This is a genomic window from Escherichia sp. KTE159 (assembly GCF_000408805.1).
GTDB lineage: Bacteria > Pseudomonadota > Gammaproteobacteria > Enterobacterales > Enterobacteriaceae > Escherichia > Escherichia marmotae.
On record NZ_KE137292.1, the window covers coordinates 2868558 to 2891513 of the forward strand.

Annotated in this window: 21 protein-coding genes; 7 read left to right on the forward strand and 14 right to left on the reverse strand. The window is 51.1% G+C overall.

All coding sequences use genetic code 11. The features are described from left to right. Window position 1: 1 nt before the first annotated feature. From glcF to glcD, 3 genes are read right to left on the reverse strand one after another with little or no spacing between them, the layout of a single operon-like run. Window positions 2–1225: a glycolate oxidase subunit GlcF gene (gene glcF, locus A31E_RS08130; protein WP_016249205.1), complete on the reverse strand. Its 1224-nt coding sequence runs from the start codon at window positions 1223–1225 to the stop codon at window positions 2–4. Between the two features lie 10 nt (window positions 1226–1235). Continuing rightward, a complete protein-coding gene (gene glcE, locus A31E_RS08125) occupies window positions 1236–2288 on the reverse strand; it encodes a glycolate oxidase subunit GlcE (RefSeq protein ID WP_000943105.1) in 1053 nt (350 codons plus the stop codon). Further along, complete coding sequence (gene glcD / locus A31E_RS08120; protein ID WP_000026086.1) at window positions 2288–3787, reverse strand: glycolate oxidase subunit GlcD; 1500 nt, start codon at window positions 3785–3787, stop codon at window positions 2288–2290. The genes glcE and glcD overlap by 1 nt, the downstream gene beginning before the upstream one ends. Window positions 3788–4037: 250 nt before the next feature. On the opposite strand from glcD, the gene glcC reads away from it, so the two are divergent. Further along, entirely contained in the window at window positions 4038–4802 is a 765-nt protein-coding gene (gene glcC / locus A31E_RS08115) for a transcriptional regulator GlcC (RefSeq protein ID WP_001517090.1), read from the forward strand. A gap of 6 nt (window positions 4803–4808) precedes the next feature. Here glcC and yghO read toward each other — a convergent pair whose 3' ends face one another. Then, on the reverse strand, window positions 4809–5951 hold the full coding sequence (yghO, locus tag A31E_RS08110; protein ID WP_010378769.1) for a protein YghO: 1143 nt from the start codon (window positions 5949–5951) through the stop codon (window positions 4809–4811). Window positions 5952–6322: 371 nt separating this feature from the next. Between yghO and A31E_RS08105 the strand changes: the two genes are divergently transcribed. From A31E_RS08105 to spt, 4 genes are read left to right on the forward strand one after another with little or no spacing between them, the layout of a single operon-like run. Next, window positions 6323–8044, forward strand: coding sequence for a fatty acyl-AMP ligase (locus A31E_RS08105; protein ID WP_016249206.1), 1722 nt, complete (start codon window positions 6323–6325; stop codon window positions 8042–8044). Continuing rightward, complete coding sequence (locus A31E_RS08100; protein ID WP_016249207.1) at window positions 8041–8955, forward strand: NAD-dependent epimerase/dehydratase family protein; 915 nt, start codon at window positions 8041–8043, stop codon at window positions 8953–8955. The genes A31E_RS08105 and A31E_RS08100 overlap by 4 nt, the downstream gene beginning before the upstream one ends. Window positions 8956–8986: 31 nt before the next feature. Continuing rightward, window positions 8987–9235, forward strand: a complete 249-nt coding sequence (locus A31E_RS08095) for an acyl carrier protein (RefSeq protein WP_000248105.1) — start codon at window positions 8987–8989, stop codon at window positions 9233–9235. Further along, window positions 9235–10407, forward strand: a complete 1173-nt coding sequence (spt, locus tag A31E_RS08090; protein WP_000524948.1) for a serine palmitoyltransferase — start codon at window positions 9235–9237, stop codon at window positions 10405–10407. Before A31E_RS08095 ends, spt begins: the two co-directional genes overlap by 1 nt. 34 nt (window positions 10408–10441) lie before the next feature. Here the strand turns inward: spt and lptG are convergent, their stop codons facing one another. Genes lptG through A31E_RS08055 form a run of 7 tightly spaced genes read right to left on the reverse strand, consistent with a single transcriptional unit; the run spans window position 10442 to window position 16910 of the window. Next, window positions 10442–11521 carry an LPS export ABC transporter permease LptG gene (lptG, locus tag A31E_RS08085; RefSeq protein ID WP_016249208.1) on the reverse strand — a complete coding sequence of 360 codons (1080 nt, stop codon included), beginning with the start codon at window positions 11519–11521 and terminating at the stop codon, window positions 10442–10444. After that, window positions 11518–12588, reverse strand: a complete 1071-nt coding sequence (lptF, locus tag A31E_RS08080) for an LPS export ABC transporter permease LptF (RefSeq protein ID WP_000779618.1) — start codon at window positions 12586–12588, stop codon at window positions 11518–11520. Before lptF ends, lptG begins: the two co-directional genes overlap by 4 nt. A 30-nt stretch (window positions 12589–12618) precedes the next feature. Then, on the reverse strand, window positions 12619–13176 hold the full coding sequence (locus A31E_RS08075; RefSeq protein ID WP_000952663.1) for a YtfJ family protein: 558 nt from the start codon (window positions 13174–13176) through the stop codon (window positions 12619–12621). Between the two features lie 11 nt (window positions 13177–13187). Continuing rightward, entirely contained in the window at window positions 13188–14012 is an 825-nt protein-coding gene (locus A31E_RS08070; RefSeq protein WP_001517095.1) for a hypothetical protein, read from the reverse strand. Then, window positions 14012–15361, reverse strand: coding sequence for a lipopolysaccharide biosynthesis protein (locus A31E_RS08065; RefSeq protein WP_000896902.1), 1350 nt, complete (start codon window positions 15359–15361; stop codon window positions 14012–14014). Before A31E_RS08065 ends, A31E_RS08070 begins: the two co-directional genes overlap by 1 nt. 45 nt (window positions 15362–15406) lie before the next feature. Further along, window positions 15407–16165, reverse strand: coding sequence for a nucleoside/nucleotide kinase family protein (locus A31E_RS08060; protein ID WP_000339328.1), 759 nt, complete (start codon window positions 16163–16165; stop codon window positions 15407–15409). Window positions 16166–16196: 31 nt separating this feature from the next. Then, the gene (locus A31E_RS08055; protein ID WP_072274938.1) at window positions 16197–16910 is read right to left on the reverse strand and encodes a dTMP kinase; all 714 of its coding nucleotides are present in this window, start codon (window positions 16908–16910) and stop codon (window positions 16197–16199) included. Window positions 16911–17083: 173 nt separating this feature from the next. Between A31E_RS08055 and A31E_RS08050 the strand changes: the two genes are divergently transcribed. Continuing rightward, window positions 17084–17776 carry a dTMP kinase gene (locus A31E_RS08050; protein WP_016249209.1) on the forward strand — a complete coding sequence of 231 codons (693 nt, stop codon included), beginning with the start codon at window positions 17084–17086 and terminating at the stop codon, window positions 17774–17776. Between the two features lie 48 nt (window positions 17777–17824). On the opposite strand, the gene pitB is transcribed toward A31E_RS08050, so the two are convergent. Then, a complete protein-coding gene (pitB, locus tag A31E_RS08045) occupies window positions 17825–19324 on the reverse strand; it encodes an inorganic phosphate transporter PitB (RefSeq protein WP_000933317.1) in 1500 nt (499 codons plus the stop codon). Window positions 19325–19625: 301 nt separating this feature from the next. Next, window positions 19626–21485: a bifunctional glutathionylspermidine amidase/synthase gene (gene gss, locus A31E_RS08040; RefSeq protein WP_001517098.1), complete on the reverse strand. Its 1860-nt coding sequence runs from the start codon at window positions 21483–21485 to the stop codon at window positions 19626–19628. Between the two features lie 204 nt (window positions 21486–21689). On the opposite strand from gss, the gene yghU reads away from it, so the two are divergent. After that, a complete protein-coding gene (gene yghU / locus A31E_RS08035) occupies window positions 21690–22556 on the forward strand; it encodes a glutathione-dependent disulfide-bond oxidoreductase (RefSeq protein WP_000131798.1) in 867 nt (288 codons plus the stop codon). Between the two features lie 141 nt (window positions 22557–22697). Here the strand turns inward: yghU and hybG are convergent, their stop codons facing one another. Beyond that, window positions 22698–22946, reverse strand: coding sequence for a hydrogenase maturation factor HybG (gene hybG / locus A31E_RS08030; protein ID WP_000334894.1), 249 nt, complete (start codon window positions 22944–22946; stop codon window positions 22698–22700). Window positions 22947–22956: the final 10 nt, after the last annotated feature.

A 22956-nucleotide genomic window follows, 5' to 3' on the forward strand; every position in this document is an offset into this window, starting at 1 on the left:
GTTATTCCTTTTCAATGGCTTGTTCTACAATTTCAATCCAGTGACGCACAGAGGTACGACCGGCGCTCGCCAGATGCGTCTGGCAACCAATGTTGGCGGTAACGATCATTTCCGGTTTGCCGCTTTCCAGCGCATTCATTTTGTTATCCCGCAACTGGCGCGCCAGATCGGGATGCGTTAACGCATAAGTTCCCGCCGAACCGCAGCACAGATGGCTGTCGGGAACGTCGGTTAAGGTAAATCCCAGCCGCAGTAACACTTTTTCTACTTCGCCATTCAGTTTTTGCGCATGTTGCAGGGTACACGGACAGTGGAAGGCCAGTTTTTTATCGCCGCGAATCGCCAGCTTTTCCAGCGGCTCCTCACGCAAAAGCTCGACTAAATCAACCGCCAGTTCGCTGACCTGACGCGCTTTATCGGCATACAACGCATCGTTTTTCAGCATCTGCCCATACTCTTTAACGAATGCCCCACAGCCGCTGGCGGTTTGCAAAATTGCCTCGGCACCTGCTTCAATCGCCGGCCACCAGGCATCAATATTATTTCGCGCGCGCGCTAACCCTTTCTCTTGCGCATTAAGATGATAGTCCACCGCGCCACAACAGCCTGCTTCGTTAGCTGGCATGACGCTGATCCCCAGACGATCCAGCACCCGCGCGGTTGCCGCGTTGGTGTTGGGCGAAAGCGTAGGCTGGACGCAACCTTCCAGCATTAAAACCCGACGCTTATGACGCAACGGCGGACGCGGTTTGGCTTTCACGATCCCGGCGGGGAGTTTTGCTCTAATCTGCTCTGGCAAAAACGGTCGTAGCACCAGGCCTACTTGCGTCAGCGCACGGAAGACCGCCGGACGCGGCACTACCTGACGCAGCCCTTCGCGTAGCATTCGATCCGGCAGTGGACGTTTCACTTTTTGCTCGACGATATCACGCCCGATATCCAACAGAGTGTGATAGCGCACACCAGAAGGACAGGTGGTTTCACAGTTGCGGCACGTGAGACAGCGATCGAGATGCTCCTGCGTTTTAAGTGTAACTTCGTTACCTTCCAGCACCTGTTTAATCAGATAGATGCGCCCACGCGGCCCGTCCAGTTCATCACCCAGGAGCTGATAGGTCGGGCAGGTTGCGGTACAAAATCCGCAGTGCACACAGGCGCGCAGAATGCTGTCAGCTTCCAGCGCCCGCGTATTCTGGCGCATCTCTTCGGTTAACCGGGTTTGCATAGTCTGCTCCTTAAAGTTCCGCGTACATGCGACCGGGGTTAAACACACCGCAAGGGTCGAGCTGCTGTTTAAGCTGCTGGTGATAGCGGAATAAAGGGGCAGGCAACGGAGCAAAACTGCCATCACCTGGACTAAAGCGAGTTGCGTGACCACCAGCGTTGCGGGCGATACGGTGGATTTGATTGTCATCGGCTGTCGATTTCAGCCAGCGTAACGCGCCCCCCCAGTCGATCAGTTGCTCGCCGGGTAAATCCATCATCGGTGCATCGGTGGGTAATGAAATGCGCCACAAAGTCCCTGGTAACGAGAAGAATGGCAGTTGTTGTTCACGCAATTGCTGCCAGAACTGACCCGCAACCTCTTCGCCCCCCAGCAGTTCACGCGCCGCTTTTACCGAGCCTTCACCGCCTTCAAGGCGGAGCCACAAGCCGTTGTCGAAGTAACATAAACCGCTAATGGGTAATGGCTGGAGTTGCCACTGGGCGATTTCGTTCATGGCTTCTTGCAGGCTGATTTCCCGACGCAGGCTGATAGTGGCGCGCGGTCGAGGCAACACTTTCATTGAGATTTCAGTAAGTACGCCAAGACAGCCATAGCTTCCGGCCATTAGCCGTGAGAGATCGTATCCGGCAACGTTTTTCATCACTTCGCCACCAAAACGCAGATGTTTTCCACTGCCGGTAATAATGCGCGTACCGAGGACAAAATCGCGTACCGAACCGCTCCACGGTCGACGCGGCCCCGCCAGACCGCAAGCGACCATGCCGCCCCAGGTGGCTTCTTCACCATAATACGGTGGCTCGCAGGGCAGCATTTGCCCCGCACTTTCCAGCGCCGCTTCAATCGCCATCAGCGGCGTTCCGGCACGAGCGGTGATCACCAACTCGGTCGGGTCGTAATTCACAATGCCGCGATGACAACGCACATCCAGCGTTTGCCCGGTGACAGGGCGACCTAAAAAGGCTTTGCTATTGCTTCCCTGAATCACCAGCGGCGTTTTATTACTAATCGCCTGATTCACCTGTTCCAGCAGCGCCTGGCTGTAATCACACTCACGTAGCATCAGAAACGCTCCAGTTCAGGGAAAGGTAAATGACCGTGGTGCACGTGCATGGCACCAAATTCAGCGCAGCGGTGTAGCGTGGGAATGTTTTTTCCAGGGTTCAGCAAACCATCGGGGTCAAATGCCGCCTTGACCGCATGGAAGGTCGTGATTTCATCGCTGTTGAACTGGGCGCACATTTGATTGATTTTTTCGCGCCCAATGCCATGCTCCCCACTGATGCTGCCGCCCACTTCCACGCAGAGTTCGAGGATCTTCCCACCCAGCGCTTCCGCGCGGGCAAATTCGCCGGGTTCATTGGCATCGAAAAGGATTAACGGGTGCATGTTACCGTCTCCGGCATGAAAGACGTTGGCGACGCGTAAATCATATTGCTGCGATAAACGAGCAATACCTTCCAGTACGCCAGGCAGCGCGCGGCGTGGGATGGTGCCGTCCATGCAGTAGTAATCGGGAGAGATGCGCCCCACCGCCGGAAAGGCGTTTTTACGACCGGCCCAGAAACGCACACGCTCCGCTTCGTCCTGCGCCAGACGGACGTCAGTCGCGCCCGCTTTCCGTAAGATGTCGTTAACCCGTTCACAATCTTCCTGTACGTCAGACTCCACGCCGTCCAGCTCGCACAATAAAATCGCTTCGGCATCAACGGGATAACCGGCATGAATAAAATCTTCTGCCGCGCGAATCGACAGGTTATCCATCATCTCCAGCCCACCAGGGATAATGCCATTGGCTATGATGTCACCGACGGCGAGTCCGGCTTTTTCTACCGAGTCAAAGCTGGCTAACAGAACCCGTGCCACGGGGGGCTTCGGCAGCAGTTTTACCGTCACTTCGGTGGTCACGCCGAGCATACCTTCTGATCCAGTAAACAGCGCCAGCAGGTCAAAACCCGGCGAATCCAGCGCATCCGATCCCAGTGTCAGCGTCTCTCCGTCCAGCGTTTGCACTTCAATTTTCAGCAGGTTATGTACGGTAAGCCCATATTTCAGACAGTGAACGCCACCGGCATTTTCCGCCACATTGCCGCCAATGGAACAGGCGATTTGTGAAGAAGGGTCCGGCGCGTAATAGAGATTATGCGGCGCTACGGCCTGGGAGATAGCCAGATTACGCACGCCCGGCTGCACGCGCGCACGGCGACCGACGGGGTTTATATCGAGGATCTCTTTAAAGCGCGCCATCACTAACAACACGCCTTTTTCCAGCGGCAACGCGCCGCCAGAAAGCCCGGTGCCCGCGCCACGAGTCACCACCGGTACACGCAGACGGTGGCAGACAGCCAGAATCGCCGCCACCTGTTCTATCTGCTTAGGCAGAACAACCAGTAATGGACGCGTGCGATACGCGCTCAACCCGTCACACTCGTAAGGAGTGATCTCCTCATCGGTATGCAGGATCTCGAGTCCGGGGACATGCTCACGCAGTGCCATCAGTACCGATGTTTGGTCGACATCGGGTAAAGCGCCATCAAGACGCTCTTCGTACAAGATGCTCATGAGTAGGGTTCGCTTTGTTGTGTTGTGTGGTAGCTGATTTTTGCGTGCTGCTTCTGTGAACAGTTATTAAGCGGGCTTTTTGTTTTCGTCTATCTCTTTAGTTACCGGTCAGACCATTTTTTTTCCAGCTCTGTGACCACGCATAGGTTAATTCAATGTTAAATTGATGTAACATAATCACTTGCATGATGTGCGTGTTTCGCGAATTAAGAACAGAAAAATTGGTCCTACCTGTGCACGAGGTCCGGGAATGAAAGATGAACGTCGCCCTATTTGCGAAGTGGTTGCAGAGAGTATCGAACGGTTAATTATCGACGGTGTGTTGAAGGTCGGGCAGCCGCTTCCCTCGGAACGTCGACTGTGCGAAAAGCTCGGCTTCTCGCGTTCCGCACTGCGTGAAGGGCTGACGGTGCTGCGCGGGCGCGGGATTATTGAAACGGCGCAGGGGCGCGATTCTCGGGTCGCGCGACTTAATCGGGTACAGGACACCAGTCCGCTGATCCATCTGTTCAGCACGCAGCCGCGAACACTGTATGATCTGCTCGACGTCCGGGCATTACTGGAAGGCGAATCAGCAAGGTTGGCGGCAACGCTGGGAACCCAGGCTGATTTTGTATTGATAACTCGCTGTTATGAAAAAATGCTCGCCGCCAGTGAGAACAACAAAGAGATTTCACTGATCGAACATGCGCAGTTGGATCACGCTTTCCATCTCGCTATTTGTCAGGCTTCCCACAATCAGGTGCTGGTTTTCACTCTGCAATCATTGACCGATCTGATGTTTAATTCGGTGTTTGCCAGCGTGAATAATCTCTACCATCGCCCCCAGCAAAAAAAGCAGATCGATCGCCAACATGCGCGGATCTATAACGCGGTTTTGCAACGACTGCCGCATGTGGCCCAGCGCGCGGCCCGCGATCATGTGATGACCGTGAAAAAGAATCTCCACAATATCGAACTGGAAGGTCACCACTTGATTCGCTCGGCGGTGCCGCTGGAGATGAGCCAGAGTTAGCGGGCGTTAAATCTGCTTTTCATACAAGCGGTAACGCTTATATGGCTGTGCGCCAATACGTTCCAGCATGTTATTCATGCCCGTATTGGTTTCGAGGATCCATGACATCTCCAGCGCGTCGATCTTCCTGCGGGTAAAGGGATCGCGTAATGCTTCAATCAGCAACAGCGCGATTACCGGTCCGATACGACTAAACTGATATTCGTCGCGCACACCCATTAGCGGCACTCGCGCAGTGCGCATACCACTGACTTTTAAGCGCCACAGCAATTTTGCCCAGCCGAGGGGAAAGAGCGATCCATTCAGATCAGCAATCGCCTCGTTGATGTTCGGTAAGCCGACAACAAACGCGCAGGGTGCAGAGTCTATCTCAGCAATGTAGATCATATCGTCCGGCACCAGGTATTTAAGCTGATCGCCCATGATGGCAAATTCGCGTTCGGTAAACGGCACAAAGCCCCAGTTGTGCTGCCAGCCAGAGTTGAAAATCTCACGCAGGATCTGCATCTCTTCAGCAAACCGCTGGCGATTGATGCAGCGAATGGTCACCTTTTTGCGTACCTGATCCATCAGTTTTTTTAGCGCCGGAGAGAAAGTGAGATCGGTTCGCTGCATCCACCACGCCAGTAAATCAATGCCTTTCTGATAGCCCAATTGCTCGAGATGCGCGGCATACCACGGTTTGCCGTGCGGCATCATCGCGCAGGGCGGCGTATCAAACCCTTCAATCAGTAACCCACTCTCCTGATTGATATTCAGGCTGAAGGGGCCAGTGATGTTGCGTGCCCCTTGTGACTTCAGCCACCCTTCCGCTGCGTCAAATAAGACCGCAAATACCTGTGGATCATCAATGGCGTCAATCATGCCAAAATGCCCCGTATCTTCGCCGTATCGCTCGCGGTGCAAGGTATCGATTTGCGCCGTAATGCGCCCGACTATCTGCCCCTCTTTTTTTGCCACCCACGCCTGCCAGATAATATGGTCCGTTCCCGGATTCTTTTGTGACAGATGCTCACTGCGTTCAATGCATAAAGGGGGGATCCAGTTTGAATCATTGGAATAAAGTGACGACGGAAAAGCGATAAATGCCTTTAAGTCATTTTTATTTATTACTTTTTCAATTTTAATCATCAGCAGATCGCATTCCATATTTACGTGGATAACAAATAATTAACGGTGAAAAACAGGCTGCAACTGCAACGAACAGCACCTTCATAATCCACCCAATGAATACAAACGAAGATAAAATAATATTTATTAATAATTACGGTAAAACCAGAGCCTGCGTAAGACGGTTAATAATGCCTTTTATAGACTTAATGCGACCAGACAAGGCATTACTTAATACATTCATAAATTAAATATCATTCACAATAAGAAACAAAAAAACAGAACTTATTATTTTAATCAATGTTCAATATCGCACCAATGAAAATACTATCTCATTTATCTTTTATGCATATATAATCCACCGCATTATTGTCATTTTATTTTTGATATCCAATTTTCTTGTGGTGTATATGTCCAATAAAATCTTTACGCATTCCCTGCCTATGCGCTATGCCGATTTTCCAACGCTGGTTGATGCTTTGGACTATGCCGCTCTGGGTAACGCCGGAATGAATTTTTATGACAGGCGTAGCCAGCTTGAAGATGAACTGGAATATCACACTTTAAAAGCACGTGCGGAAACAGGAGCCAGGCGACTGTTATCGCTAAACCTGAAAAAAGGCGATCGCGTGGCGCTGATTGCGGAAACCAGTAGCGGGTTTGTCGAAGCGTTTTTTGCCTGCCAGTATGCCGGATTAGTCGCTGTCCCACTGGCGATTCCGATGGGCGTCGGTCAGCGGGATTCATGGAGCACAAAACTGCAAGGGTTGCTGGCAAGCTGCCAGCCTGCGGCGATTATCACTGGTGATGAGTGGTTGCCGCTGGTCAATGCCGCGACGCAGGGCAAACCCGAGTTACATGTTTTGAGCCACGCCTGGTTTAAAACCTTGCCAGAAGCCGATGTTACGCTCCCGTTGCCAGTGCCAGACGATATCGCCTATCTGCAGTACACCTCCGGCAGCACCCGTTTTCCCCGTGGCGTCATCATCACTCATCGCGAAGTGATGGCCAATCTACGTGCCATCAGCCACGATGGCATTAAATTACGCCCAGGCGATCGCTGTGTCTCCTGGCTACCTTTCTACCATGATATGGGGTTGGTCGGTTTTCTTCTGACACCTGTCGCCACGCAGCTTTCAGTGGATTATTTGCGCACCCAGGATTTTGCCATGCGCCCACTGCAATGGCTTAAATTGATCAGCAAAAATCGCGGCACCGTCTCCGTTGCGCCACCATTTGGCTATGAATTGTGCCAGCGCCGCGTGAATGAAAGAGATCTCGCTGAACTGGATCTCTCCTGCTGGCGCGTCGCCGGTATTGGCGCAGAGCCTATCTCCGCCGAACAACTCCATCAATTTGCTGAATGTTTCCGTCCAGTTAACTTTGACGATAAAACGTTTATGCCGTGCTACGGACTGGCAGAGAACGCGCTGGCTGTCAGCTTTTCCGATGAAGCCTCTGGGGTTGTGGTTAACGACGTGGATCGCGACATCCTCGAATATCAGGGGAAAGCCGTTACGCCGGGTGTTGAGACACGTGCCGTATCAACTTTCGTCAACTGCGGTAAAGCGTTGCCGGAACATAGCATTGAAATCCGTAATGAAGCGGGGATACCGGTAGCGGAACGTGTGGTGGGCCATATTTGCATCTCTGGCCCCAGCCTGATGAGTGGCTACTTTGGCGACATGGCTTCACAAAACGAGATTGCCGCGACGGGTTGGTTAGATACTGGCGATCTCGGTTATCTGCTGGACGGTTATCTGTATGTCACCGGGCGCATTAAAGATCTGATTATTATTCGTGGCCGCAATATCTGGCCGCAGGATATTGAATATATTGCGGAACAGGAACCGGAAATTCACTCTGGCGATGCCATTGCTTTCGTTACCGCCCAGGAAAATATTATTTTGCAGATCCAGTGCCGTATCAGCGACGAAAAGCGCCGCACGCAGCTTATCCACACGCTGGCGGCGCGGATACAAAGCGAATTTGGCGTAACTGCGGCTATCGACCTGTTACCGCCCCACAGTATTCCCCGCACCTCTTCCGGCAAGCCCGCCCGCGCAGAAGCGAAAAAACGTTATCAGAAGGCCGTTGCCGCTAATCCTCATGTTCAGGGATCTCTCATATGAATCAAACTGTCGCGGTGACGGGCGCTACCGGGTTTATCGGGAAATATATTATCGATAACCTGCTCGCCCGCGGCTTTCACGTTCGCGCTTTGACGCGTACTACCCGCGCTCACGTTAGCGATAATCTCATCTGGGTGCGCGGTTCGCTGGAAGATACGCATTCGCTTAGCGAACTGGTTGCCAGCGCCAGCGCGGTGGTCCATTGCGCCGGGCAAGTGCGCGGACACAAAGAAGATATCTTTACCCGTTGTAACGTCGACGGCAGCCTGCGCCTGATGCAGGCGGCAAAAGAGAGCGGCTGCTGCCAACGTTTCCTGTTTATCTCTTCACTGGCGGCGCGTCATCCCGAACTCTCCTGGTATGCAAAATCTAAATTCGTAGCCGAACAACGACTGGCAGCAATGGCTGGCGAAATCACGCTGGGCGTTTTTCGTCCAACTGCAGTGTATGGCCCCGGCGATAAAGAGCTAAAACCGCTGTTTGACTGGATGCTGCGCGGACTTCTGCCACGTACTGGCGCACCAGATACGCAGCTCTCTTTTCTGCACGTCACCGATTTCGCCCAGGCTGTGGGTCAGTGGTTAAGCGCCGATTCCGTACAGACGCAAACGTATGAATTATGCGATGGCATCGCCGGAGGTTATGACTGGCGACGTGTCCAACAGCTTGCCGCTGTAGCCCGTTGTGGTTCTGTGCGGATGGTCGGTATTCCTCTGCCGTTACTCACCTGCCTTGCGGATATCAGTACCGCGTTGAGTCGCCTCGCAGATAAAGAACCCATGCTGACCCGCTCGAAAATCCGTGAATTAACCCATGCCGACTGGTCGGCAAGTAATAAATGTATTTCTGAAGATATTAATTGGTTTCCCGGGGTTAGCCTGGAACACGCATTACGCAACGGGCTATTTTGATTGTCTTGTTTAAAGGTGTGTTAACGTTTCTATGGTAAATCGTGAAATAGTAATGGATTACATCCTTTCCTGTTTACAGGAGTTGGTCGAAAACGGTGTGGAAATTAAGCCCGACAGCGATCTCGTCAACGATCTCGGCCTGGAGTCGATCAAAGTGATGGATCTCTTAATGATGCTGGAAGACAGATTCGATATTTCCATTCCTATTAATATTCTGCTGGATGTCAAAACCCCTGCGCAATTAATGGAAACTCTACTTCCATGGCTGGAGAATAAATAATGGGGCTTTATGATAAATATGCGCGCCTTGCTGGTGAGCGGCTGCAATTTAGTGATAACGGTTTAACGCCGTTTGGCACCTGTATTGATGAAGTGTATTCCGCCACCGAAGGCCGTATCGGCAATAAAAAAGTGATTCTGGCCGGGACCAATAATTATCTCGGATTAACCTTCAATCATGATGCCATTGCGGAAGGTCAGGCGGCGTTAGCGACCCAAGGCACCGGCACCACCGGTTCTCGTATGGCTAATGGCAGTTATGCGCCGCATCTGGCATTAGAGAAAGAAATTGCAGAGTTCTTCAATCGCCCTACCGCTATCGTTTTTTCAACCGGTTATACCGCGAATTTAGGTGTCATCAGCGCACTTGCCGACCATAACGCCGTGGTATTGCTCGATGCCGACAGCCACGCCAGTATTTATGACGCCTGTTCTCTCGGCGGTGCGGAAATTATTCGTTTCCGCCATAACGACGCCAACGATCTGGAGCGTCGCATGGTTCGCCTCGGTGAACGGGCAAAAGAGGCGATTATCATCGTTGAGGGCATCTACAGTATGCTCGGTGATGTGGCACCGCTGGCAGAAATCGTTGATATCAAACGTCGCCTCGGTGGTTATTTGATTGTCGATGAAGCGCATTCGTTTGGCGTATTAGGCGCAACGGGCCGCGGACTGGTTGAAGCCGTTGGCGTTGAAGACGATGTGGATATTATCGTCGGCACCTTCAGTAAAAGCCTGGCCTCCATTGGCGGTTTTGCCGTGGGTTCGGAAGCGATGGAAGTGCTGCGCTACGGCAGCCGCCCGTATATTTTTACCGCCTCTCCTTCCCCTTCCTGCATTGCGACCGTGCGCTCGTCGTTAAAAACCATTGCCACACAACCAGAGCTGCGGCAAAAGCTGATGGATAACGCCAACCATCTGTATGACGGGCTACAAAAGTTGGGTTATGAGTTAAGCTCGCATATCAGCCCGGTAGTGCCGGTGATAATCGGTTCGAAAGAGGAAGGGTTACGTATCTGGCGCGAGCTTATCTCGCTGGGCGTTTATGTGAATCTTATCCTGCCGCCTGCCGCACCTGCGGGTATTACGCTGCTGCGCTGTAGCGTTAACGCCGCTCACAGCCGCGAGCAAATCGATACCATCATTCAGGCATTTGCTACCCTGAAGTCGTAATATTGGCCCGCCGTGGTGTTACGCCACGGCTGGATTAATGTTGCCTGTCATACCAATACACCAGAATCAACGCTACCAACACAAACGCTACCGGTAAACCGAGCGCGGTAACGGGCGCGCTCAACGCAAATAGCAATCCCAGATTGACCATGATTTGATAGCTGATCCAGGTAAGCAAGCCAACGATGACGCCTACAGCAAGACGGCTGCCCATCCCCGGCGAGCGCGGAGTGCTAAAGGTAAAGGGCACAGCCAGTAAAATCATCGCCAGAGTTAAGATGGGTTGCCCCAGCTTTTCCCACAGTGCAAGGCGGTATTCGCTGCCCGGTTGTCCGGTTTCCTGCAAATAATGGATGTAATGGTTGAGCTGACGGACAGAAAAAGTATTCCCCGGCATCGATAACTCTTCGAGATTCATACTGGTGAATGCCGATTGCCAGGCAAGATTGGCTAATGCTTCCTGCGTTTCTTTACCGTTAAGCCATTTTTTGTGATTCACGCCGTGCAGGATCCACGTTTTGTCGTTTTCAATGGTGGCACTGCGTGCATAAATGTAGGATTCGAGCGAGAGATCGTCGCGGTAATGAAATATCTCCACGCCCACAGGCTGACCCAGTTCATTCAGCGATTTCACCGTCACAAATTCATTGCCGCGCCTGGCCCACAGCATATTGCCGGTAATATCATCCTCATCTCCCAACGCTACCGCGGTAGATTTGATTTGCAGTGCCTGTTGCTGCAATGGCGACGCAACCCACTCATCAATCGCGCCTAACGAAACAGTCCACAGTATTCCGGCGACCAGCGCCACCAGTGCAATACGGAAAATAGAAAAACCCGTGCTACGAATGGCAGTAAGTTCGCTGTTTTTCGATAGTTGTCCCAGGCCGACAATCCCACCCAATAACGCGATAAATGGTGCAAGCTCGACCAGTGTGCGCGGTAAGGTCATCAGTACCACCAGCACCGCCTGAGTCCAGCGATAACCACCAGGGCTGACATCATCCAGTTCGTTAATCAGGTTGAAGGTGGTAAAAAGCGGCAACAGTAGCCCGGCCGCGGCAGCAAAACCGAGGAAGAGATGGCGGATTAAATAGCGACTGAAAACATTCATCGGGAAAATTTCTGCAGCAAAGAGAAGTCGCGAGCAACCAGCATCAACAGACCTATTAGCATGAGTCCGGGCACTAACCACAAACCAGGAATGAGGGGAATCGCGCCGTTAGCCACCAGGGTGCGGCAGACGTCGCCGCCATAAAAAATGGCAATAAACAGTAATGTCAGTGGCAGTAACGTAGAAAATCGCCCCTGCCGCGGTTTTACCCGGCTTAAAGAAATAGCCAGCAGTGCCATCAACAACGCCGTCAGGCCACGGCTTTGTCGCCATTGCAGCTCGGCATGATCGGCAGGAAAGACAGAGTGTGCCAGTTCCGTGACCGATTTCGCTTTGCGTTTGACGTTAGGGCTTTGATCCAGCGGATTCAGATGTAATTGCAGATTACGGTAAAGCTGTTCGTTGTCGTCACGGCCCTGATGATCGAGAAGATAGGCAGTTCCGTTATGCAACATAACGGTAGGTTTCTCGGGTGATGGGTCGACCACATCGACCGAACGGGCGCGGAAAATACGTGTTCGATTGGCGGTAGAAGTATAAATCAGCGCATCGGTCAGGCGGTTATTATCTTGATCAACCGTCTGAGAGAGGATCATTCGTCCGTTATCGTTAGTGTTAAATTTCTTTGCCCGCAACTGGCGAACATCCAGCTCCGACTGCGACTGTTGCTCCAGTTGATAAATCTGCGCATAAGCCCACGGCCTGCCATACATCGACAACAGAGTGACAAAAATACTTAGCGGTATCGCCAGGTAAAGAACGGCTTTGTACAAACGCGCCGGACTGCCTCCCGCCGCAGAGATAGCGGTAATTTCTGAATCGGTATACATCTGCCCAAGCGTCACGCCAACCGACACATACAGGCCAACCGGTAATAACATCTCCAGTGCAATCAGCACCTTGTAGAAAACGATATCCAGTACAACATCAAGCGCTAAGGTTCCATTTGCCGCTTCGGTCAGATAACGCTGTGCGGAGTAGCTGGCAAAAATAAAGATCAGAAAACCGATGATAATCAGCACCAGACGGCGCGTACCACGCATGATGTAGTGCTCAACCAACTTCATCTCACTAACGCCCTCAATCCTTTGAATTTTTTATTCATTGATCAGCTTATGTGCCAACGCAATAACATGATCTACTTCTTCCGGCACCAGGCTACCGTCCTTTGCCCACTGGATTTGCCCGTATTTATTCAGCACCAGAATGGTTGAACTCTGCTCCGGCAGTTGCCAGGCAAGACGTCCCAGACCATTGGCGTCAATAACAAATTGCGCCCACGGATAGCGGCGTTTATTTTTTTCAATTTTACCTGCCACGAAATAACCGGTGCCAAAGATGGCATCATCGGTGTTCACTATGGTGGTGGGCTGAAAACGATCCTGAGGGAAATTTGCTATTTCTACTGCTTTGATTAGCAATGAGTTCTTTTTCTTTGCCGACTTTCGCCCGGCAATATACTGGATAATACGAACTTTTCCCGCCAGTTGCGTGCTATTCCACTTTTGGTAGTGAATCTCTTCGTTATTAAGCAGCAACTCACCGCCTTCCTGGATATAAACAGGGGGAACCGGTTTTCCTGTGACGAAATTGTGTGCCTGCGCACCAGGTAATAAGAGCATGATAATCAGTGCGACAATCAAACGAGATAACATCATTACCCCGGTTATAGCGGAAAACGCGAAATCAGCAGTTCTAAACGCTGACGAATATCGCTATCGAGTGCCACTGGTGCATCATACGACTGGCGATTTTCCATATCGTCCGCCACCATGTCGTCGTGCTTATCTCCCATCAGGCCATTAATGGCTGCGAGAAAGCGGGAAATCTGCAACGCCTCTTTATTTTCAGGATCAAGCGATCTTAACGTGTCGTAATAAGAAACCTGCTGGCTGATGATTTTTCGCACATCATGAAATTCCCTGCCTGTAAGCTGTGGTTTGGCAACAATCTCCTTCAGAATGTGCATTTGCTTCTGGCGATAAGCGATAAAGCCGTTCACGCTTTCTAACTGGCTATGGCGTAATAAATAACTCACCAGCCACCATACAAGAGGGCTTAAATAAATACGTAACAAGTTTCCGTAATACGACACGATATTTTTCTTACCGTTACGAAAACCGTCCTGAAAACGCCCAAGAAAAACCGTCGTTTTGCCGAATAAGAATCCCGCCCGGTGTTTTTTTAAATACAACCGTTGGGCAAAACGTAGATGCTTGTAGCGCGCTCGCATGTATTTAAACTGTTTGCGCTCGTCAGACGTAAGCTCCTCACCTTTGGACTGTTTGCGGATTAAATGCAGTAACTCCTGACGATTAACACCATTCAGCCAGAATTGCAGACATAACGCATAGTTATCCTGAATGATTTCAGCAGTACAACGCAAAGCAATTGTCGATGGTAAACTGACCCACTCATCAATAACATCATCTTCCTCAACCGCAACAAATAAACGCTCGCTCGCCTCAAGCGGGAAATATTTTCTCATCATCAGGATTTCTCTCCGGCTGCGTTATAACGCAATGAATGGCGCTGAAAAAACGCCTTTAAGGTCGGAATTAATGAGAGCGCCACATCCAGACATTGACCGCCGAAATAGGCAAACGCCGCCCCCAGCACGCCAAACAGATGGCAGAACATGAACAGCAACACGATGTAGCCGATTGAAGCGATGGTTTGCGCCACGAGAAAAGCGCGTTGTTTCCCCGCCATCAGCAGCAATGATTCCTGCGGGAAACCCAGCATCGAAATAACAATCGCGCCCAACATGACCTGAATCAGGTCATATGCTTCGAGATATTTAACGCCAAATACCAGCGAAATAAGTGGTTTACCAACGATCAACACCGCAAGCGCAACCAGAATGCCGATCCCGCCCGCCAGCAAGCCGGACTTCACGCCTAACAACCACGGTCTGGTGGTTCGAGGATCTAAACGCATCACTTCAGGGTAAAAGCTCTTACCCAGCAAACTGGCGGGCGTTCCGGCAGCGTCAAAGAATGTCATAGCGATTTTAAATAATCCGGCGGCCGCTGGCCCTAACACGATCCCCACCAGCACCGTGCTGCACGAGTTACGCGCCGACCAGATGGAGTGAGCAATGTTGGTTGACCAGACAAAACTCCACGCGCCTTTAATGTGTCTGGCAGACTCAAACAGATTTAATTTGAAGGCGTTATGGATATTTCTACGACGCAGTTCACGCGCAGCAAACCACCAGTACATCGTGCCACCAACCAGATTCGAGGCGTACCAGGCGATCACGAAGCCCGCAAAACCAAAGTCAAAATACCAGGCAATGACGCTTCCCGCCGCACGCAGAAAAGGTTTCGTCGCCTGCTGCACCGCAATTAAGTCGAAGCGATCCACTGCGCGCAAAATGCCGGTCGGCGTGGAGGAAGCCATTGAGGGGATAAGCGTGCAATAGAGCGCCGCCAGCCAAAAACTTTGCTCATCCAGACCTAACGAGTGAGAAAGAAATGGCAGCAAGGCAATGCCGCCGACAATCGCCACCGCACCACTGACGATATCCAGCGAAAAGGAAAAAGAGACAACATTGCGAAATTGTTGGGGATTATTATTGGTTAAGGCTGGCGTGCCATACTGCACTACCAACTGCCATGTCTGAAACTTAATAAAATCACTGATCGACTTGGCATACGATTGCACAATCACCAGTACGCCAAACATGGCTGGCGTCATCCCTTTCCCTGCGCATGAAAGCGCCAGTAAACCCAGCAAAGCGCTCACGACATTGCTGGAGCCTAACCAGGCGCTATTGCGAATAATGGTGCGAAATGCGCCATCTGCAAACCAATGTTTGATGTTAAAACCCGCCAATTCAGCCAGACCTTATCGTTGAAAATGAAAAACAGCCCGCCAGCCTTAAGTTAAACGTCGGCGGTCAGAAACGATGGCAACCAGAGAAACCGCTTTCTGTGCCTGTTCCAGCACTTCGCTGTAGGGCGCTCTGGAATCAATCTCAAGAATTTTTGTGCCGTTATAGCCAATCTTCGACATGACACCGATTTTGTCCTGCAACTCGGCATAGTCATGGTCAGGCTTGCGGGAGATAGCAGTATCAATATCAATACCCAGACGAATGATTAATTCCGGGCGGTATTGCGCCATTTGTTGGTATAACTGCCGCTCACGCTGCGCCAGGAACATGTTGATTTTCCCGGCCGCACGTTCGACGCCAATCCCAGGACCGTCATAATAGAAACCGGAAATTTCAGCCTGCGGAAAGCGATCGCTGACCACCAGAACACCACTTTGCGCCAGTCGCTGAACTTTGCGCAGATTTGCCATTCTTCGCAGCGAAAAGCCGTACATAATCGCCGCCGCCCAAAGCGCCGGAGATTGGGTTTTCATACTTTGGGTTTTGGAGGATTTTGCCGCCAGTCTCCGCTCCAGCCAGACACCAACAAACGGTAAGCGTTTAATTTTGTCGCCGTCTTCGCCCGAGAGCAGCCCCAGATAGCGGCGCTCGGTTTGCCAGTGCTGTTGCAGTGATTTCACCAGATCGGTGGTCAGCGTGGATTTCCCCGTGCCATCACACCCGACCACCGCAATCAGCCCTGGAATGTAGTTGGGCTGCGGCGCAGTTGTGCTATTAGCAGTTTGCGTGTGTAGTGCATCCATTCGTTAAATTATCCCTTATCCATTTTGGTGATCAGGAAAGCGCGGCGTGAATTGAGCGTAGTGACACTTGCAGGACTTCATCGGCGGGTTGCCGCCCATCCAGTTCAAGGATCTTTGCGCCATTGAACGTCAGTTGTGGCGTGACGGCGATTTTTTCCTGTAACGCCGCCAGTTGATGGTCGGGCTTACGCGAAAACGCCGTCTGTTCATCAATAGCAAGACGAATCAATAACACAGGTAAATAAGACGCCATCCACTGGTATAGTTTCAGTTCGCGCTGCCTTAACATTTTTATCCAGCCGTTACCGCCAGTAGTTTTTGCCAGTTGCGGGCCATCAAAGCGAAAACCCGGCACTTCAACCTGCGGGTAGCGATCTGTAATGAGCAGATAGCCTTGCTGGCTTTTGCGCAACATTTTGCGAAACTTGTACGCCCGCCAGCAAGAAAGCAAATAAATAACCAGCGCGGTAATATTACCGGGCGGCGTTGAAGGCTTTTCATGCACATGTGCCGCTTTGCCTCGCAAATAACGGCCAAAAGGTGCACCAATAATGGGGAGCTGTGAAATCCACTCACCAATTCGCCCGGACGATTGCCCGAGATAAATGTGTTCTGTTGGCATTTTTGCTGCCAGTTCATTCACCAGACTTGCCGTGAGGGTCGATTTACCCGAACCATCACATCCCACAATGGCAATAACGCGCACTGGCGTGGAATTAATTATTGACATATTACGTTGATTCACGAAAAACCCGGCAGCAAATAATGTATTGAATATTACGTGGTCCGTGCTCAGAATATCCGTTCAACCTTATTGTGACAATGGTTAATTGTGGTATTACCCTGAATTACGCTTTCATAAAAACATATTAACCAAATAAATATTTTGGGTGGATATTTAAATTTAAGGATATATTCATGCAATCAATAACCCCTCCGTTAATTGCCGTTATCGGCAGTGATGGTTCAGGCAAGTCAACGGTGTGTGAACATCTCATTACCGTTGTCGAAAAATATGGTGCCGCAGAAAGAGTTCATCTCGGGAAACAAGCAGGGAATGTGGGGCGAGCAGTAGTCAAATTGCCCTTAATGGGGAAATCACTTAATAAATCTATTGAACGCAATAAAGTGAAAACGGCGAAAAAATTACCGGGTCCCGTTCCGGCGCTGGTAATTACAGCATTTGTCGCCCGTCGCTTACTACGCTTTCGCCATATGCTTGCCTGTCGTCGTCGCGGGTTAATTGTTTTAACCGACCGTTATCCGCAAGACCAAATTCCTGGCGCTTACGATGGTACGGTGTTCCCGCCTAACGTTGAAGGCGGTCGTTTTGTCTCATGGCTGGCAAGTCAGGAACGTAAGGCGTTTCACTGGATGGCGAGCCATAAGCCTGATCTGGTCATCAAACTCAATGTCGATCTGGACGTTGCCTGCGCGCGTAAACCCGACCACAAAAGGGAATCGCTGGAAAGGAAGATAGCCATAACGCCGCAGTTAACCTTTGGCGGTGCACAACTGGTTGATATCGATGCCAATCAGCCGCTGGAGCAGGTGCTGATTGATGCGGAAAAAGCGATTAGGGATTTTATGACGGCACGAGGTTATCACTAGTCAGAAGTGATAATGCCCGATCGCAGGGAGCGGGCATTATCAGGAAGGTTAAATAAGCTGCAATGCTATCCAGTACAGACTACCAGACAGAAAAATTGCCGCCGGTAAGGTAAACACCCATGCCATCAGGATACTGGTTACCGTTTTACGCTGTAACCCACCGCCATCCACTACCATCGTCCCCGCCACCGCAGAAGAGAGTACGTGCGTTGTGGAAACAGGCATACCGATGTAACTGGCAAGACCGATAGACACTGCCGCCGTCATTTGCGCCGCCATGCCTTGCGCATACGTCATGCCACGCTTACCAATTTTCTCACCGATGGTCATCGCCACACGACGCCAGCCAATCATGGTGCCGATACCGAGCGCCAGTGCTACCGCCATGATAATCCACACCGGAGCGTACTCAATGGTGCTTAACATATCGCTGCGCAGTTTTTTCAGCAGGTTCTGGTCTTCTTTGCTAACGCCTGGCAGTTTCGCCAGTTTCGCGGAAGTATCAGAGATGCAAAGCATAATGCGCCGCAACTGACTGCGTTGACTTACGTTTAACGGCTCGTAGCTTTCCATATTGCCCGGCAGCATCGTTTTGACACGAGCAATCGCATCAAAAGTATTTGCTGGATGACAGTGGAACTCCGTCGCTTGCGTGCCTTCAGTTGATGCCGCAGGCAACGGGGGTTCCATCGCAATCAATTTCTGCGGCAGTTCCGGATGCTGTTGCAGATAGTGTTCGAAGTTGGTCACTGCATCGCGAGTACGGGTAATTTCATAGCCGGAAGCATTCATATTGACGACAAACCCGGCGGGCGCAATCCCCACCAGAACCAGCATCACCAGGCCGATCCCTTTCTGTCCGTCGTTCGCGCCGTGCGAAAACGCTACGCCCGCAGCGGAAACAATCAGTGCAATGCGCGTCCAAAATGGCGGCTTACGTTTACCTTTTTTCTTTTTGCGATCTTCAGGAATGCGGTGAATACGGTCACGCTTTTTCGTTCCGCTCCAGAAACGGCGCAGCAGGAAAATCAACCCTCCCGCAATGACAAGACCGACGATAGGGGAGACAATCAGCGAGGAGAAAATCTTGGTCACTTCACGCAGGTTTAACGCATCCATCACCGATGAGCCGGTTAACAGCGCGTTGGTTAAACCAATGCCGATAATAGCGCCAATCAAGGTGTGCGAACTGGAGGCCGGTAAACCAAAGAACCATGTTCCCAGATTCCAGATAATCGCCGCCAGCAGCATGGAAAAGACCATCGCCAGACCATGAGTTGACCCCATATTCAGCAACAAATCGGTTGGCAACATATGGACGATGGCATAGGCGACGCTAAGTCCGCCAAGCAATACACCAAAAAAGTTAAAAAATGCTGCCATCACCACAGCAAGTTGTGGCTGCATGGCACGGGTATAAATAACGGTTGCGACCGCATTCGCTGTGTCATGAAAACCATTAATTGCTTCATAGAACAACACAAACGCCAGAGCAAGTAATAACAAAAGCCCCGTATATACATCAAGGCCAACAAATAAATTTAGCATATATTAGATTACGCCATTTTGAATTTACGAACGAACGCATTATCAGTGACTTTAATGGCATGGGCAAAGTGAAATATCGCTTTTTAGTGATAAAAACAATGTTATTTCTTTAGGATCAGGGAATAAGTCACCATTCAGAAATCACGGAAAGAATTCATGACAAAGAATTTCAACCCCTAATATATTTATATTATGAATTTATTAATCTAAATAAATCCACCCGATAAATGTTTTGATTATTACACAAACAATTTTCCGCACTGGTTATTTCCATAATCAGTGCGGTTTATGGCAAAGTTTATTACTCTTTCACCACAATTAACGGTTCAATATCACTCTCTTTCTTGATGACCAGTGATTCATCTCCGCGCAAGCAAGTCCCACCGTAGTTACCGCCAACAGTGAAGGTACATACCTGAATGTATTTACCGTCCACTTTTGGCAGACACCACAACTGCTGGTAAATGTTTTTCTGCTCGGCAAATTTACCGCTGGTTTTGTCCAACACCTCTTCATGATGGCTGACGAGGTCGATATTGCTGCCACAGCGACCGGCAATCGGCTTCACGGCGTAACCGGTTTTCACCAGCTCATCATTAACGGTGAAATCGGTATCCAGCAGGTAGCGATGGTGCGGGAACAACGACCAGAGGATCGGCAGAATCGCTTTGTTGCCAGGGATCACCGTCCACAGCGGCTCAAAGACCAGTACTTCCGGACGCAGCAGAACGTCTATCAGGCGCACTTCATTTTGCGGATGGCCGGTACGGATCGGCACCGCAGCAAACTCACGGTCGCTGACTTCGCGAATCTGATCAAACGCGGTTTCCCATGCCCAGGTTTTCCACACGCAGTTAACCAGTCGCCCTTCCCCATCAATCAGTTGCCCGGCAGCATCCCAGCGCAGCTCGTCTAACCCGCGCAAGATACGCGTTTCAAAGCCCGCCTGTTGCAGCGCCTGCTCCATAAACTGCGCGTGATAGTTCTCCTCGATATCTTTGTCCTGCATGATATGGACAAACGGACGTGCACGACTGTGTTTCCAGGCACCAGCCAGTTCGTTAATCAGCCCTTCAGCCGGATTGAAGCCGTTGCCTTTATAGCCTTGCTCCGCCCAACGTTCGAGGATCAAGCCCGCTTCAGTATGACAGGAGGCAGAATCGGCGTTGTATTCATAGACTTTCAGGCCGCGCTCATCCATGCAGAAATCCATACGACCGGTGATCATATGGTGACGGCGACGCTGCCAGGAGAGACGCAAACGCGGCCAGAGGATTTTCGGAATGTCGAACAGCGCCAGCAGATTGTCATCTTTCAGCACCTTGTCGGTGGCGTGGAGATACATCAGGTGCAGCTCGTTGGTGGCTTTAATCAGCTCCTGCTCGGCACTCTCGGTAATGGTGTAATAATGATACGGATCCTGATTGATCACTTGACCGTTCGCCTGCACGTAGGCGTTTTGTAGCGGATCTTTTTCATCCAGCCATTTGCCGTCAAACTGGCCTTTGTTTTCCAGCCGCGCCCCGCTGATTTTCAACAAATCACCTGCAATTTCCGGCTGCGGTAAACTGTGTTCGGTATCTTCTGTCTGGATCATCCAGCCCAGGATGGTGGTGTCATCGAAGGTGTCTTTCAGGGTATAGCAGCCGTTTTCGACCACCATTTCCAGCTCACGCGTCCACTGTTGCCCTTGCGGCAATGGAGAATGAATCACGTTCTGTTCCGCAATACGGACTTTATTGCCGCGTAATTGGGTAATGATGGCGACATGGCCGGTGTCTTTAAATTCACCGCCCTTATCCCAAATAAGAAGCGCTCCTGCGACCGGCGCACGCGGCGAGCCGTTAGGAAATGCCTGCAATGGCAGGATGTTGTCGTTAACCACTTCACGCAGGAAGCGCAATGAGAAAATCTCCCACGCCATGCCCACATCGGTGAAGACCACACCGTAATTCAAAAAGAGAAAACGGCGAGCAAATTCAACACATTGCCATTTGTGGCCCATATATTCATCGTCGATATAGCTACGGAATACGGCGTCATCTTCGTATTCCTGCGGATCGAGAGAACTGTAATCTGAAGAGTAGATTGCTACACCACCGGGGGCGTAGCCCAATAATGTCCCGAACGGGGCATCCTGGCTGGTCGTTCCTTTGCTCATCACTTTACCTTTAACAATACAACCTAAGCAGTTGGCGTAATTGTTGTGCTCTGATTACCTGCTCAGCGACATTAACCGGACAGAGGTCTGACTTATCATACACCTCAACGCAGCGGCTGGTGCAAAGGGTTAAAAAATTCACAATCTGTACAGCAAGCGAGCTGCTACACTGCTTCAACACTACCACTCAGAAGGCAATTCAGTATGACAGACAATACTTATCAGCCCGCGAAAGTCTGGACGTGGGATAAATCTGCTGGCGGCGCGTTCGCCAATATCAATCGCCCGGTTTCTGGTCCGACGCATGAAAAAACGCTGCCTGTTGGCAAGCACCCGTTGCAACTTTATTCGCTGGGTACGCCAAACGGTCAGAAAGTAACGATTATGCTCGAAGAGCTGCTGGCGCTGGGCGTCACCGGCGCAGAGTACGATGCCTGGCTGATTCGCATTGGCGATGGCGATCAATTCTCCAGCGGTTTTGTCGAAGTGAACCCGAACTCGAAAATCCCGGCACTGCGCGATCATACGCATAATCCGCCGATCCGCGTGTTTGAGTCAGGTTCGATTCTGCTTTATCTGGCGGAGAAATTTGGCTACTTCCTGCCGCAGGATCTGGCGAAGCGCACTGAAACGTTGAACTGGCTGTTCTGGTTACAGGGTGCTGCGCCGTTCCTCGGTGGTGGTTTTGGTCACTTTTACCATTACGCGCCGGTGAAAATTGAGTACGCCATTAACCGCTTTACTATGGAAGCCAAGCGTCTGCTCGACGTGCTGGATAAGCAACTGGCACAGCATAAGTTTGTGGCGGGCGATGAGTACACCATTGCTGATATGGCAATCTGGCCGTGGTTTGGCAACGTGGTGTTAGGCGGCGTGTATGATGCCGCAGAGTTTCTTGATGCGGGTAGTTATAAACACGTGCAACGCTGGGCGAAAGAAGTGGGTGAACGTCCGGCGGTGAAGCGTGGGCGTATTGTTAACCGCACCAACGGACCGCTGAATGAGCAGTTGCATGAGCGCCATGACGCCAGTGATTTCGAGACAAATACAGAAGATAAGCGTCAGGGGTAATGGTTAGCGTTCGTCGCAGCAAGCCCTCCAGACCGATGTAGGCCGGATAAGGCGTTCACGCCGCATCCGGCAATCAGGCACAATGCCTGATGCGACGCTCGCGCGTCTTATCAGGCCTACGAAAGCATCCGACTTTAATTATCACGCGCTGGTAATGTCGTAATCCATATTGCGCAGCGCGTCTAATGTGGCTTTGGCTTCATCTTCATCGATGATGCTCATGGCAAACCCGACGTGCACCAGCACCCACTGGCCCAGCAAATCGGCCGGATTGCCTTCGCAAATCAGGGCGATATTCACGTCGCGCTTGATACCACAAACTTCAACCTGCGCAAGTTGGTGAATATCTTCACCGACGGCCAGCACCTGGCCAGGAACGCCAATACACATTGTTAACTCC

What these genes read in the sequence shown, in the direction of transcription:
- glcF (WP_016249205.1), bottom strand. Translation starts at nt 1,225, where the DNA reads ATGCAAACCCGGTTAACCGAAGAGATGCGCCAGAATACGCGGGCGCTG.
- glcE (WP_000943105.1), bottom strand. Translation starts at nt 2,288, where the DNA reads ATGCTACGTGAGTGTGATTACAGCCAGGCGCTGCTGGAACAGGTGAAT.
- glcD (WP_000026086.1), bottom strand. Translation starts at nt 3,787, where the DNA reads ATGAGCATCTTGTACGAAGAGCGTCTTGATGGCGCTTTACCCGATGTC.
- glcC (WP_001517090.1), top strand. Translation starts at nt 4,038, where the DNA reads ATGAAAGATGAACGTCGCCCTATTTGCGAAGTGGTTGCAGAGAGTATC.
- yghO (WP_010378769.1), bottom strand. Translation starts at nt 5,951, where the DNA reads ATGGAATGCGATCTGCTGATGATTAAAATTGAAAAAGTAATAAATAAA.
- A31E_RS08105 (WP_016249206.1), top strand. Translation starts at nt 6,323, where the DNA reads ATGTCCAATAAAATCTTTACGCATTCCCTGCCTATGCGCTATGCCGAT.
- A31E_RS08100 (WP_016249207.1), top strand. Translation starts at nt 8,041, where the DNA reads ATGAATCAAACTGTCGCGGTGACGGGCGCTACCGGGTTTATCGGGAAA.
- A31E_RS08095 (WP_000248105.1), top strand. Translation starts at nt 8,987, where the DNA reads ATGGTAAATCGTGAAATAGTAATGGATTACATCCTTTCCTGTTTACAG.
- spt (WP_000524948.1), top strand. Translation starts at nt 9,235, where the DNA reads ATGGGGCTTTATGATAAATATGCGCGCCTTGCTGGTGAGCGGCTGCAA.
- lptG (WP_016249208.1), bottom strand. Translation starts at nt 11,521, where the DNA reads ATGAATGTTTTCAGTCGCTATTTAATCCGCCATCTCTTCCTCGGTTTT.
- lptF (WP_000779618.1), bottom strand. Translation starts at nt 12,588, where the DNA reads ATGAAGTTGGTTGAGCACTACATCATGCGTGGTACGCGCCGTCTGGTG.
- A31E_RS08075 (WP_000952663.1), bottom strand. Translation starts at nt 13,176, where the DNA reads ATGTTATCTCGTTTGATTGTCGCACTGATTATCATGCTCTTATTACCT.
- A31E_RS08070 (WP_001517095.1), bottom strand. Translation starts at nt 14,012, where the DNA reads ATGATGAGAAAATATTTCCCGCTTGAGGCGAGCGAGCGTTTATTTGTT.
- A31E_RS08060 (WP_000339328.1), bottom strand. Translation starts at nt 16,165, where the DNA reads ATGGATGCACTACACACGCAAACTGCTAATAGCACAACTGCGCCGCAG.
- A31E_RS08050 (WP_016249209.1), top strand. Translation starts at nt 17,084, where the DNA reads ATGCAATCAATAACCCCTCCGTTAATTGCCGTTATCGGCAGTGATGGT.
- pitB (WP_000933317.1), bottom strand. Translation starts at nt 19,324, where the DNA reads ATGCTAAATTTATTTGTTGGCCTTGATGTATATACGGGGCTTTTGTTA.
- gss (WP_001517098.1), bottom strand. Translation starts at nt 21,485, where the DNA reads ATGAGCAAAGGAACGACCAGCCAGGATGCCCCGTTCGGGACATTATTG.
- yghU (WP_000131798.1), top strand. Translation starts at nt 21,690, where the DNA reads ATGACAGACAATACTTATCAGCCCGCGAAAGTCTGGACGTGGGATAAA.
- hybG (WP_000334894.1), bottom strand. Translation starts at nt 22,946, where the DNA reads ATGTGTATTGGCGTTCCTGGCCAGGTGCTGGCCGTCGGTGAAGATATT.